The 13,300-nt window shown below is 41.5% G+C and carries 9 protein-coding genes and 1 pseudogene; 2 read left to right on the top strand and 8 right to left on the bottom strand.

All coding sequences use genetic code 11. The features are described 5' to 3' along the window. Positions 1–127: 127 nt before the first annotated feature. Positions 128–661, bottom strand: a complete 534-nt coding sequence (locus tag DXA05_RS20815; RefSeq protein WP_118196688.1) for a transposase — start codon at positions 659–661, stop codon at positions 128–130. A 613-nt stretch (positions 662–1,274) separates the two neighbouring features. Here DXA05_RS20815 and DXA05_RS20820 point away from each other — a divergent pair. Beyond that, on the top strand, positions 1,275–1,874 hold the full coding sequence (locus DXA05_RS20820; protein WP_048696089.1) for a DsbA family protein: 600 nt from the start codon (positions 1,275–1,277) through the stop codon (positions 1,872–1,874). A 202-nt stretch (positions 1,875–2,076) separates the two neighbouring features. Then, positions 2,077–2,562: an HU family DNA-binding protein gene (locus tag DXA05_RS20825; protein ID WP_048696085.1), complete on the top strand. Its 486-nt coding sequence runs from the start codon at positions 2,077–2,079 to the stop codon at positions 2,560–2,562. 102 nt (positions 2,563–2,664) lie between these two features. On the opposite strand, the pseudogene DXA05_RS20830 reads toward DXA05_RS20825, so the two are convergent. The 7 genes and pseudogenes from DXA05_RS20830 to DXA05_RS20855 form a co-directional block, all read right to left on the bottom strand. Beyond that, a pseudogene (locus DXA05_RS20830) lies at positions 2,665–3,782 on the bottom strand (glycoside hydrolase family 88 protein). Positions 3,783–3,828: 46 nt separating this feature from the next. Next, positions 3,829–5,070: a hypothetical protein gene (locus DXA05_RS20835; protein WP_284515647.1), complete on the bottom strand. Its 1,242-nt coding sequence runs from the start codon at positions 5,068–5,070 to the stop codon at positions 3,829–3,831. Further along, entirely contained in the window at positions 5,043–5,636 is a 594-nt protein-coding gene (locus tag DXA05_RS27985; protein WP_284515648.1) for a hypothetical protein, read from the bottom strand. Before DXA05_RS27985 ends, DXA05_RS20835 begins: the two co-directional genes overlap by 28 nt. A gap of 21 nt (positions 5,637–5,657) precedes the next feature. Continuing rightward, on the bottom strand, positions 5,658–7,790 hold the full coding sequence (locus DXA05_RS20840) for an alpha-N-acetylglucosaminidase (protein WP_128859601.1): 2,133 nt from the start codon (positions 7,788–7,790) through the stop codon (positions 5,658–5,660). A 53-nt stretch (positions 7,791–7,843) separates the two neighbouring features. Then, a complete protein-coding gene (locus DXA05_RS20845) occupies positions 7,844–10,792 on the bottom strand; it encodes a glycosyl hydrolase 115 family protein (protein ID WP_074908622.1) in 2,949 nt (982 codons plus the stop codon). Positions 10,793–10,979: 187 nt separating this feature from the next. After that, positions 10,980–11,774, bottom strand: a complete 795-nt coding sequence (locus DXA05_RS20850) for an FAD:protein FMN transferase (protein WP_074908623.1) — start codon at positions 11,772–11,774, stop codon at positions 10,980–10,982. Positions 11,775–11,941: 167 nt separating this feature from the next. Further along, entirely contained in the window at positions 11,942–13,291 is a 1,350-nt protein-coding gene (locus DXA05_RS20855; protein WP_074908730.1) for a DUF1080 domain-containing protein, read from the bottom strand. Between the last annotated feature and the right edge of the window lie 9 nt (positions 13,292–13,300).

The following is a 13,300-nucleotide window of genomic DNA, read 5'->3' on the forward strand; positions in this document are numbered from 1 at the left end:
AATATACTGATTTTCAAGGAGATTAAGAAATAAATAAATGAGATAATTAATTGAATAATAACAATTTAACTAACTGAATCAGCTAGTGATTTCAACTACTGATTCGCATTAATATGAGATAAAACACTTATTTATATAAAGTCATAATAATCTTTGAAAAAAGACCTTTGCATGAATTATACCTCAAGCTTATGTTGGAGTTCATCTTTAGACAACTTCGCTCTTCTTCCCAGTCGAACGCGTCAAGTTCCTCCATGTACAAGTTGATATGTTCGTCTAAACGTCTGATGCGGTCATCCAATTTGTTAAGCGTAAAATTGTTGTCCTTAGCATTGACTGCCTTGAGCTTGCTACCATCTATAGAGATATAAGACTTTAAGAAAAGCTTTAGTCCCATACAGAGCTTGTTGAACTTCTTGAATACCTTTGTTATGCTGTCTTTGTTATCTTTACGACAGTCGAATATGGTACGAAAATCCGGATACAGTTTACCAAGTAGCCACATGACCTCCAGGTTACACTTGCATTCACGTGCTAATTTTCTTGATGAACGGATTTGATAAAAGTAACCATAGATATACAGTTTCAAAAGATCGCGAGGATCATAACCGGGTATACCTGTACCTTTGGGGATACTTTGGACAAAGTCAAGGGGGGGCATGTCCAAACTATCTACAAATACATCAAACAAACGCACAGAGGCATCACCTCCACATATTCATCTATGCAGTCGGGAAAAATACTTCTTGTCTGCGGTCTTCGCTTTTTTGTATGTCATAAGCATGGCCTTTATTTGCTTTCAAGGTACAAAAAGTAGTGAGACTACATAGAATATAGTGTTAAACCATGCTATAAAAATGGGAAATCTTCATACTTACTACTGCAGACTTGTCGGCCTATAAGTTTTTCGGACAGCCTCCCCAGTTCTACTATGATCCAATACAAAAAGGAAGACTATGAGCCTTGTGTACAAAAATAAACATACTGATCAGAAAAAGATAGAACATATAGTCCAATAAAAGCAACAATTTATTCATTTACAAAATAGAATCCTGATTATTAAACTGTGCTTGTGGAAAAACTAAGTCCCTTCTCCGAAAAAAGTAATATCTTTGAGTGCATAAATTAATTCGTCCGGCTATAGGCATTCTTTCATCCGGCTATAGGCAAACGCAACGTCGCCTATAGGCAAACTTGCGTCCGGCTATAGGCGGACGAATTAATTTATGAAGAGAAAGAAGTTATCTGTAGAACAAGAAAAATATAAAGTAACTATGAGCGTTTATTACGATTTATACACGAGTGGTAATCCACAGAAAAAGGAGGAGCAACAGGCACTTTATGCACGTGTTATTCCGTCAGGCACCATTAATGCCGATAAGTTCGTTGAACTAGTATCCAAATCCAACGGCTTCAGTCCAGCCACGATAGAAGGTTGCCTGCAAGCCGTCAGTGATGAGCTACAACACTGGCTCGCGCAAGGCTGGACCGTAGAAGTCGGGGAAATCGGACATTTCTCCCTATCACTGACATGTGATCGTCCGGTGATGGAGAAGAAAGAAATTCGTTCTCCGTCTATCCATTTAAATAAGGTGAACCTGCGCATTAACAAAAAGTTTCGTGAGAGTCTGGAACCATTGCAACTGGAACGCATAGAGTCACCCTATCGTACTAATAACGATTCCAACGAAGAAAGATGCCGTACCCTCCTGATACAACATCTGGACAAACATGGCTGTATCACCCGTACCGATTTCATGAGATTGGCAGAAATCAGCCGCAACAAAGCAATTGAACTACTCAATAAGTTTTTGAAAGAAGAGATAATCCGGAAGTATGGAGGAGGAAAAACTGTCGTATATCTAAAGAAGTAGTTTTTCTAATAGTACTATCACACTACAAGGCAAGCTTATAGCGAAAAAACGTTCATTATCAACAACATACGAATTATTAATTATTTGTTTAACGCACTTTCGAAAAATAACTTGCACAGTAATTTCAGATGCCATATCTTTGCATCGTGATCACAAAACAGAAACTCGATTTATAAACTATTTAAAAAACTAAAATTAAATTATGGCACTGAAATATGTAGTCAAAAAAACAACCTTTGGTTTCGACGATACCAAAGCAGAAAAATATGTAGCGCGTCCGTTCAATGTAGTCAACGTTGATTTTAAGATGCTGTGCGATCAGGTAACCAAAGTAGGATTCGTTCCACGCGGTACAGTAAAAGCCGTCCTTGACGGACTCATTGATTCTCTGATAACGTATATGGAAATCGGAGCATCCGTCAACTTGGGGGAATTTGGAACTTTCCGTCCTTCCTTCGGATGCAAAAGCCAAGAAAACGCAGAGGAAGTCACTACGGAAACATTGAAAAACCGTAAAATCATCTTTACTCCGGGGGAGTTGCTGAAAAATATGATAAAGTCTGTCAGCATTCAGAAACTGGATGTAACCAGAAACAGCAGTTCTGCTCCTTCAGGTGGTGGTGAAGAAGGCGGAGGAAACGAAGGCGGTAATGACGGCGGTGATGAAGCACCGGACCCGACAGTATAAGGAATCATTTTATATTGTTATATTTAGAGAAAGAGGATGTCTCCAATCAGTGGGGACATCCTCTCCTTTTATACAACTTATACAACAGAATATATCTGTTTTTTACTTATTGTTCAGCAAAGCATAAGCACACCACAAGATAGGTGCCTGTCCATGATAATCTCCGGCAATGCGAGGACGGTCCATATAATATTGCTTACTGTTTTTCTTTCCCGTTCCGATACAAACTTCGGTAAGGTCATTTTTATCGTCTATATAATTGCACAGGCCCAACCAGGCTCTGCGTGCAACGGGAGCAAATTCTTCTTTATCCAACCATCCGTTCTGAACACCCAAGATCATAGCATAGGTAAACATTGCAGATCCGGATGTTTCAGTCCAAAAGTCGGGCTGGTCTATCAGCTGATTCCACAGTCCGTCCTTGTTCACATATTTCTTCAGATTGTTCATCATCAAAAGATAGCCTTTCATTATCCGGTCTCTATTCGGATCATTTTTCGGCAGGTTGAACAGTAGCTCTGTCATACCCACAGCCATCCAGCCATCTCCGCGTCCCCAATAGTAAGGCACATCCGGTGCATGGTAGAAAAGGCCGTTAGGGTGTTGCAATTCGTCCAGATACAGAACCATTTCTTTGGCAGCCCTATTGATGTATTTAGGATCACCGGTAGCCTTATAAGCCTCAGACTGCACGATAGTAATCATATACATATCGTCAATCCAAAGACGAGTTTGCCAGGAATATCCCTTTTTATCCCATTTGCGTTCTTCTTCATTCGCATTGGCAGGAAGCTCCCATTGAGTGTCGGCGTAAGGCAATCCGAGGTCCAGATAACGTTTATCCTCGTTATATTATAAAATCTGAGAGGCAGACAACCAAACATATTCTGGTCTACGTGTATGGGTGGAGGAAGGAGTTCTTTTTCCAGGTGGAACAATAGTTCGAAACGATTTCTCAATAGCTTGATCAGCTCTTTGTTATTCGTCAATTCTGCAAAACGGAGAGCTCCGTACCATGTACATACTTCAGCATAATGTATTCCTCTATCAAAATATAGCTGATGTTTAGTTTCCATCAAGCGTCTGCTCAATTTATTACCAACAGTCTTAGGATCTGCTTTTACAGGAAAATCTCCAAAATAATTTTGAGCAGTAGCAATACTGGTTGTACAGAAAGCAGCCAGTAACAATACACAAATTAAATAATAGTTCTTTTTCATCATTACAATTGTTTCTATATAATTAATTATTCACGTTATTATCAGATTACAATCCCGCCACCGGTATCCAGCGGCTTATAGAAGACACATCACTGACTGCTTCCTCTTCTTTATTGTCGGTAATAGAGAAATTGACCAATACCTGTCCCGAAGAAATAGTCAGGCTGGAACGGGGGACAGAGATTTCGGCAATATAACCATAGTTGTCAATACGATCTTCATTGGTGTCATTGCACACATAAGTTTTCACTTCTACCCCCATCTCCGCATTGTTCCACTTGCCGGCATAAGTTTCGGTACTTTTCAATCCATCCATTGATACTTGTATCCGTTTAGCACCGTTCGTCAAACTTTTACTATCATCCGGAGAGAGATAAACAGTAGCATAATCACCTCTCAGCAAGCTCCGGTCAAGTACTTCCACCAGGAAATATACATTCTTGTCATCACACGAACAGCGGAGAGTTCCCTGCACTTGCGATTTTTCTCCGACAAAAAGCGCATGATCCGTATTCACCCATTCCTTATTGTTGCCATCCACCTTTACGTTACGGCGTACTGCATTGATACGATGATTAAGAATAAATTGTGATAACATGATTGTTCCATTAGAAGTATCAGGCATCGCTCCCACCAATTGATGCGGATTTACCAAATTCAACGTTCCCCAATACCCCTTACCTGAAAATGGTGAATAAGCACTTCCAAAATTACGCGCTTTGGCATCCCCCATTTTCATATAGAAAGTAGAAGATTGGTTATACGAAAGCACAGTCTCACCCGATGGAAACTGAGATAAATATGGAGCGCTGCCTAAAAAAGACAGATTGTCGCTATCAGCCGGTCCTTCCTGATCCGCATCAAGATGATCCCATTCACCATCTTCGCCGGAATAAGCCAGTGATATATAATATGTTCCACGGTTATTAGTTTCTACAGCGGCCGCCAGTTCATCGCTACCTTTAAGTTGAATAACAGACGGCATCTGGTGATTGAAGTATGTTTTTCCGTCTTGCTCCCACTTCATCCGTATCACATAGTAAGGGATACTACCAAATGAAGGTATCCACGTTTGACCGCCATCTCTGGATATGACCATTGCAGTTCCGGTGTCTTTGCCTTCAATACCCGTACGGCTACTGTCCGTGAAATAGCAATGGATTTCTCCCGAAGACAATTCCAGCAAATACGGCTCCCAGTTGACACCCTGATACACTGAGACCGGTTCACTCCACGTAACGCCATTATCGGTACTACGCCTCATTTCAATACCTGCATCTTTAGGCAAGTCTCTATACCCATTATTAGCCCTATAGGAGCTACGGCCAGAATATCTCCGTTGGAAAGTACCAGCCCATCACAATTTGAATAACGCCGGTCATTCTTTTCACCTTTACTGTCGATAATACTGTAATTGGTAAACAGCTTGCCTTTATAACTCCATGTTTTAAAGTCCATACTGGTCGCATAAGAACAACTGGCACCAATCTGATTGTTGTGATAGAACATGATATAACCATCATTAGCCAATTTCTTAACCCGTACATAATTAGGTTTGGCAGATTTTAGTACACTCTCTCCTAATTGTGAATACGTCCGAAAGTTCATCTTCAAGGACGAACGCGAAGTTACATCAGCGTGCGAATTAATCACCGGGACACCTTGATTGAGTTTGTCGACAGGAGTAATATGAGCAACAAATGGTTGTTCCGGTTCTTCTTGATCGCCCTTATTACCAGTTCCGCCACCATCACCTCCCTTATGATCCAATGCATCCTCTCCACCACCTCCACAGGCCATGGCTGTAGCGCAGAAAATAACCAACAATACAGCTGTTTTCAATAATCCTTTCATAGTACTATTTTTGAGTAATGATTAAATATGATATTTACGATACATTCTCTTGGCTGTCTCCACTGGATCAACACCAGTCTCAAGCACATACTTATTATGTGCATTTACCCACGCCTTCTCCACTTGAAACGAGTCCGGAACAGTAAGTGAACGTCCCTCCAATGTACCTTTAAGATAAGCGATGTAATTAGTCCAGCGAGGCAGATAATAGTCTTTCAGCAGCCCGCCCCATTCCTTGTGGGCATAGTCGCGCACCGGACTAAGTGTCTCCGTCCATGTCCCGATCAGCATACGGGCATTGTGCTCGTACAAATCCTGCAATTCAGGCTGCTTTGACTTCGAACGGGCCATATCCAGCCAGCGTCCCACGAAGAAGCATTCGTGAGTGGACAGTAACTCATTTTGATCCTTAATCAGCTGCAGAAACCTCTCCGACCAGTAATCAAACTGTTTCGTATCTTTCGACCGATAAGCATCCACCAGATTGTAATATGCTTCCCGTCCTAAATCCGCAAGATACTGACGGACAAAATCGACTGCATCATACTGATAAGTTGACGTCTGCTTCAGACGGTCTGCACTTTGCAAGAATAATCCTACTCCCTGGGCAAAGAGCTCCGGATCATAGAAAATCCGACATTGACTCCAGGCAGAAGCCGTGATTTTATCTCTTTTCAAGCTGGGAGGGGCACAAAAGACCGACTCTGACGGACGGCGATGACCGGTATAAGTACCATAAGCTGTACGGTGGAAAATAGTCCACGCCTCTTTCAGATTTTCATCTTCCACACCATAACGACGCACTGAATACTCTTTCAACCAGACATCCAGATCCAAATGCTCCGAACGCCAGCGCATTTCATTCAACAAATCAAATACTACCGGATTCACCTCGATACCTTCCGGGGTAGAGCTAGTTCCTTTCATGCTCGGTGATGCCGCCGAATCCTTCTGACCATCTACCGGACCGGTAGCTATAGCGTCCAGACGCCCGTGCAGACCAATGTTACCTCCATAATTGGAAATATGCGACCATAACCACGGGAAGCCATCAAAGCCCTTGCGCTTCCGCCAGTTATCCCAAAACTCGGCAGCAAGATCAACGATCAGCGTATTCTTTCTGTCGAGTCCTGCCAGCAATTCCTTTTTCGGATTTCCCAACCATGCCTGAATCACCCAAACCGCATCTGGATTGTATTGTTTCATAGCAGTCTGTACCCTGCGGGCGGCATCCGTTACATCAATACCTCCGGTCTTTCCACCTTCGTGAAAAAGATCGCCGCCAAACAGGTTTCCTTTCCCAAAAAGCTTCTCATATTCAGCATACCAGACCTTTGCCATCTGTTCAAACAATGGATCGGCAGGATCAAGCACCGGAGGACGTTGAAGCGAATTCCACACCCCTTGCTCCAACAAACGAGCTTCCGGATATTTTTTTTTCAATGAGGAAGGCACCATTCCAAAGAATCCCTGAAAAACAGGTCTCATCCCATACTTACGCATACGGGTAAGTATTTTCTTCTGTAAGACTATCTGCTCCTTAAACCATTCATCGGGCAACGGTCCACCGATATTTTCAAGATTCCCCATCAGCAACCACCCGAAATAGGCTGGTCCACACAAGAACTCTTTCACTTCAGAAAGCGTATATCCGAATTTCAGTAGCGTATTTCGCCATACAACCTCTGCTCCAACCATAGCCATCGGCATATTAATACCATTCATTGCCATCAGGTCTATTTCACGTTCCCATCGCTTCCAGTCCCAAAAAGCTGTGGTATAACTAAACGTGCAATAATTCATATAGAAATTATCAGATAGTTTAGTCGCATGGCGTTCTTTTACCTGTGGTAGATCAGCAGGCAATTGCGGTAACTGGTCTTTACAAAAAGAAACCTGAGCATGACAATAATACTTCAAATACCAATTAATACCAAAGGCAGCACTCACATAATTGTTAGCACGTACTGTAACTTTACGCCCACCACCATACAGTTCAAAATAATCGTCTCCCTGATCGGAAGAAGAATGGATCTCAATCTTAAATCGACTGGAAAGACCTTTCTGAAGACGTTCCAGCATCTGTCCCACCGGATTAGCCTCAACAAACATGGCTAATAACAAGAATAACAAAGATAAAAAGTGTTTTTTCATACTTAACTCTATCAACCAAAGTTGAAACAACTATAGTAATCTTTAAAGTAACCCTATTTTCTCGTCGGTTGAGGTCCTAAATAAGAACGCTTCATTCCTCCGAAATCCAAAACAATCTTTTGCAGGACAGTTCCAGCATCGCCACATATAATTTTCACTGTGTGTTTACCCGGTTTATCGATATGCAAAGTGGTCTTGTTTATTCTACAGTTCTTCAACACACTTTCGTACCAGATTTGTGCGTACTCAAAAGAAGAAGTGGAAGGGTTCATTACAGGACCTTCGTCAATGCATACTCCATATTTCGTTTCCACATTCGTCGCTTCATGTCCGGCATATCCACGATCTTTACTTAATGTAAATGTAGGCAGTACGTATGTGTAAACATCAACTGATCCTTGTTCGAATGTATAGAAATCATATTCCAGGCGAGGTGTGCTGCGCCCTGCAGTCCGCTGTGGAGCGGCTGTCGGATCACCTAGCTGAATAGCTGTATTTTCTATTCCTAAATTAGGAATCGTTCTCATTTGAATAGCTTTGTTCTCTACTTTTCGGTGGAAACCGGCAGCATCAATGGAAACATATCCGTTGTGTTCTACAAATAAAGAATCCATTTCGGTTAATGAAGGAGAGGAAGGATTGAAAACAGAAATATAGACATTCTCCTTCTCACCACGATCAGATGCGATTTCTAATGTTCCGAATACATTCTCACCAGTCGGGACCTTAGCCCAGTCGATTGAGACTTCTATACGATTTTCTGTAGCAGTTTCTCCGGCTTTCTGACTTAGCAGAATCCAGTTATCTGAAACTGATGCTTTCCATTTCAAAGGAGTCGCTCCTTTATTAAAAACGTCTACGTAATATGATTGACGGAAATATGTGTTGAAAGACGGCAGTGAATGGAAGCTTTTCTGCCCCTTCAAAATGTCTTCTCCTTCAGCTAATATACCCAAAGAGGCTGTAGGTGCCAGATTAACCTTCCGCAGAGCCGGGAGTTCAAAGTAGGCTGCGGCAAATCCCTGTTTCATGGTCATTACATGATCCCATTTACCTCCAAGTAATGAGTTATATCCTTTTGTGATTACTTCCAGACTGTCATAACAAGCTTTAGTCATTTTCTCCAATTCTGCGGTAGTTGCCCTTTGCTGAATAGAGTACCAACGATTTCTCTGTCCGTTGAGAATCATACGATTCAACAGTTCACATCCTTTGACCGGATAATATAATGATTGATAATAACATGCCTTCTTATCTTCCGGCAAAGCTTTCAGAATTTTCTCTGCCATATTCCCTATCCGACGATATTCAGCCAGACGAGTATCCACTTCACGATAATTGGCAAGTGAGAAATCAGTATCTGTATTCCGTTCTCTTCCGTGTTTGTCGGTAGCCCACTGGTAACCCCATCCCATAAACTCCGGTTTACGTGCAAAGGCCAGTTTATAGAAAGAGTTTATTACATCCTGATATTCATTGCGATAATCGTTGCCTAACATGCCACACAACCATTCGGTACGATAATCTGCCGCTCTTTCAAAGTTGAATGAATCAATATCAAAAGCCATCGTCAGGAAGTAATCAACAGCAAATTCACATGATTTGATGTCTCCGGCATTGAGCAGCCAGATACGGTCGGCTGTCAAGTCGTATGCTTTACGTAGTTCTTCATACATTAATGTGGGTGAAGTTGTGTTCATCCAAAGATGATCATGAGGTTTACCCAGATAAGAAGAATGATAATATACTCCCGAACGTCCGGAACGTTTCTGCTCTTTCGGACTGCTCAAACGTTTCATATATCCATAATTATCATCCGGCCAGATAATAGTCACATCATCCGGAAGTTCCAATCCCTGATCGTATACATCGAGCACTTCTTTATAAGGAGTAAAGGCTTGAGGAATATTTTCCGCACGCTTGCCGATTGCATCCACCAACATTTGCCTTTGTGCCATCAAAGCTTCCTGAAGCATTTCCTTTCTATCGCTCATATTATTGCTTGCATTCATTGCCCGGTCGTGCAACCCACGCAAAGCCAAAGTATATACATTTTCAAATGGAGCACATTCATCTACACGTGATTTCAACACTTTGTTGACTCCATCCTTATTATTGATATAGTCCCATTCACCCATTTTATCACGCTTCCACTCACTTGCCGTATTAAACAATAACGGTTCACAATGGGAAGACCCCATGACAATAGCAAAACTATCCGCTACCAGGCGATTTTCAGGAATACGGTGGAATGCCATGGATGCGTCATGCATAGCCGGACAAAGATAATTAGCCTGAAGGCGTAACAGCAGTTCACACACTTTTGCATACGTTCTCGGTCCGAAGTTTCCACGTTCTTTTTCAAAATTGCGTTTCGACCAACGATAAAGCCCCCAGTCCTCATCGTTGATAAATACTCCTCTGAACTTGACAGACGGTGTTTTAGAAATGAACTTATCAACTTTTACACTAACTTGTTTTTGCTGTTTGATTGGAGCGTCTGCCCACCAATACCAAGGAGATACTCCTATTGCCTTTGATATGGAAAGAAGTCCGTAAGCAGTACCACGTCTGTCACTTCCAGCTACGACAATTGCTTTCTTGATGCCCGGAACGGGATTGTTGACCACCTCTATCATATAACGTTCCCAACTTCCGGCAATGGCAGCTGTATCTATTTTATTTTTCGATGCCAAAACATCAATCCATCCGCTTTCTCCTATAGTACCGGCAATAATCGCATACCGCGCAGATACTTTTCCGGGCTTGCTTTCCTCCATTTTCAACTCTTGCCCCGTCACACGACGAACATCATCCACAAAAAGAGAAGCACTCTTACGTACTACAGTTGCATCTTTTCCGTCAAAGCAAATAACTGCATTCGTTGATGAAGAAACAATAGGAAAACTATTTTTTCCGATTCCTTTGTCGAGTAAAACTTGTGCTTTTGCCGAAATCAGGCTACAACAAAATAAGCCCAGCAATAAAATTTTATTTTTCATATACACATTAGATTGACTATTAATAACGCAAAGTAAGGCAAAAAGCAATTAAACGGATAAAAGAAACCGACCTATAAATAGCAGAATATGTTCAAAAAGGCCGTCAGATATAGTTGGATAAGTATCATTGGATATATATATGACCAATATGGTGGGTATATATGTCCAGCACGGTGAGTATATATATTCAGCATGGTGGATATATATATACACGACATTGTGCATATATACCCATCAAAGCTTTAGTTTGTTCGCTGTCAGCAGCAAACAAAGCGGTAGACAATATTTCTCCTATTGCCCCATTAGTTGTAACTACAGATATCTGTCGGGCACCTTCCACCAATTTCCCATCTTGAGGAGAAACAATGTGCCGACGTTCAGAAGAGTCATTACCGGAGGTTGTAAGACACTCATTATGAAGAAGTATATTATTGACGTTCCATCCCGTTCCTACCGGATGATTACCTAATGCAAGGACAGAACTGTTTCCCATATTTATCAATGCATTTTCTATCACGCACTCATTCAATATGCTTTTAATTGTTTCCAAAGCATACCCCTTGAGAAAACCGGATAAGTTGGCAGCAACTCCCGGTCGTGAAAAATAGATACTATGATGTTCAGCTGATAAATGGACCGATTGTATCGTGGTCTGATTGTAATTTTCTGAATGGACTGTAATATCAAAACACCCCAGAGTCTTCTCATTATATTCCAGACATAAATCAATCATTGAATAGAGTTCTTCGCTAAGAACGACCGGAGAAACAAAAGCTGTCCGGTTGACATAAGCCAATTCACTGGCCGGATCATAAAAGTTCGCCATCTTTTCCAACCGGCACAATGCATCATAAATACGATTGACCACAAGCAACAATTCTCCTTCCGTTTTCTTGCTATATAGGATAATATCCACCCGTGTATGCATAGAAAGAAACCAGGCATAAAGCAGTCCACTGCCTTCATGGGACGGCTTATACATATGTTGAATAGGGACTTGCATCGTATAGCAGGACAAATTAGGCACGGATTACCCAAATTACACGATTGCTATTTCATTAGAACAACCGTGAAATTCGCGCAATCCGTGCCTGAATAAAAAGTCATAAAGAATTTTGACGTATCTCCCACAATAATATGGAATACGCCTTACTTCAGTTCTTTAATTTTCACGTTCTTGAACCATACTTCGTCTCCGTGATCCTGAAGAAGTATATTTCCTTCCTCCGGATTTCCGAAATTAGGCCAGTTTTTATATTTACTGTATGCTACCAATGCATTCCACATATCATTGTTACGATCATATTCAATCAATTTAACTCCGTTCAACCAATGTTCTACATGGTTACCTTTTACGATAATGGTAGCAGTATTAAACTCTTTCTTGTTGAAAGGTTTATTCTTAGGAGCCGGAATCAAATCATACAACGAACCTAGCTTTCTGTTACCTTTCACACCCAGTTTTGCATCAGGATGTTTGTCATCATCAAGAATCTGGAATTCACAACCGATAGCAGAGCCTGCACCTTTATTCATATCCGGGTTTACGAAATATTTAATTCCGCTATTGGCACCTTCAGTAATCTTAAAATCTACTTTCAGAATAAAATTCTTGTATTTACGGGTAGTCACAATATCACCGCCATTAGCAGATTCAGCGCCACCACTCTTCATTACTTTCAGAATTCCATCTTCTATCTTCCAGCCTTTTGCAGGGAAAGTAGAAAGCTTAGCTCCTCTCCATCCATCAGTAGTCTTGCCATCCCATAATAAAGCCCAGCCATCCTTTGTCTCACTCGGAGAAATCGTGTTGGCGATCAGATTCACTTCCGGTGCAGCTTGTGCTTCCGGCGTCTGATAGCGTTCTACATCCGTCGTACAAATGCGGATATCTTTCCAACTAACTGTTTTACCTTCATCTGCCGCATTTCCAATGGCATGCACCTGCAAAGCAATGAAGCCCACAGGAGTCATATCATCCCAGATATTAGCACAAGGCACTCCGTTTATCCAGGTACGGATTGAGTTACCTACAGCCTCAATACGAGCTTTATTCCATGCATTATTCTTAAAAGCGGTTTTTGCCGACGGATTCAGCGTTAAAGGATAAAGCCAGTTTCTACGTGCCTCATCATAGATGCCACCTGACCAAGCGCGTTTGGAAGGATCGATCTCAAACTGATAACCGTGTACACGACCTTTTTTATAATCTTTCTTGCTTTCACTGCGAAGCTGTACTCCAGAATTTAAACCGTCATCTACCTTGAAGTCAAACTCAAGGATAAAGTCACCATAATTCTTTGTCGTTGCCAAAAAAGTATTGGGTGTTCCCATTTTAGATACACCGACAATGGCACCATCTACAATTTTATACTCGGCTTTGCCATTCAATTTCTTCCATCCTTTCAGGTTTTTCCCATTGAAAAGAGGTTCCCAATTCTGTGCACCTAAAGAAGCGGCACAGAATAAAAGTAAAGTTAATACGATATTCTTCTTCATAATCATTTA

This window comes from Bacteroides sp. AM54-2NS (assembly GCF_003602935.1).
In the GTDB taxonomy this organism is placed as follows: Bacteria; Bacteroidota; Bacteroidia; order Bacteroidales; family Bacteroidaceae; genus Bacteroides; species Bacteroides xylanisolvens.

Bases quoted from the DNA above. Each gene is read 5' to 3' on its own strand.
- DXA05_RS20845 (WP_074908622.1), bottom strand. From the start codon at position 10,792: ATGAAAAATAAAATTTTATTGCTGGGCTTATTTTGTTGTAGCCTGATT.
- DXA05_RS27985 (WP_284515648.1), bottom strand. From the start codon at position 5,636: ATGAAAGGATTATTGAAAACAGCTGTATTGTTGGTTATTTTCTGCGCT.
- DXA05_RS20855 (WP_074908730.1), bottom strand. From the start codon at position 13,291: ATGAAGAAGAATATCGTATTAACTTTACTTTTATTCTGTGCCGCTTCT.
- DXA05_RS20850 (WP_074908623.1), bottom strand. From the start codon at position 11,774: ATGTATAAGCCGTCCCATGAAGGCAGTGGACTGCTTTATGCCTGGTTT.
- DXA05_RS20820 (WP_048696089.1), top strand. From the start codon at position 1,275: ATGAGCGTTTATTACGATTTATACACGAGTGGTAATCCACAGAAAAAG.
- DXA05_RS20815 (WP_118196688.1), bottom strand. From the start codon at position 661: ATGCCCCCCCTTGACTTTGTCCAAAGTATCCCCAAAGGTACAGGTATA.
- DXA05_RS20840 (WP_128859601.1), bottom strand. From the start codon at position 7,790: ATGAAAAAACACTTTTTATCTTTGTTATTCTTGTTATTAGCCATGTTT.
- DXA05_RS20825 (WP_048696085.1), top strand. From the start codon at position 2,077: ATGGCACTGAAATATGTAGTCAAAAAAACAACCTTTGGTTTCGACGAT.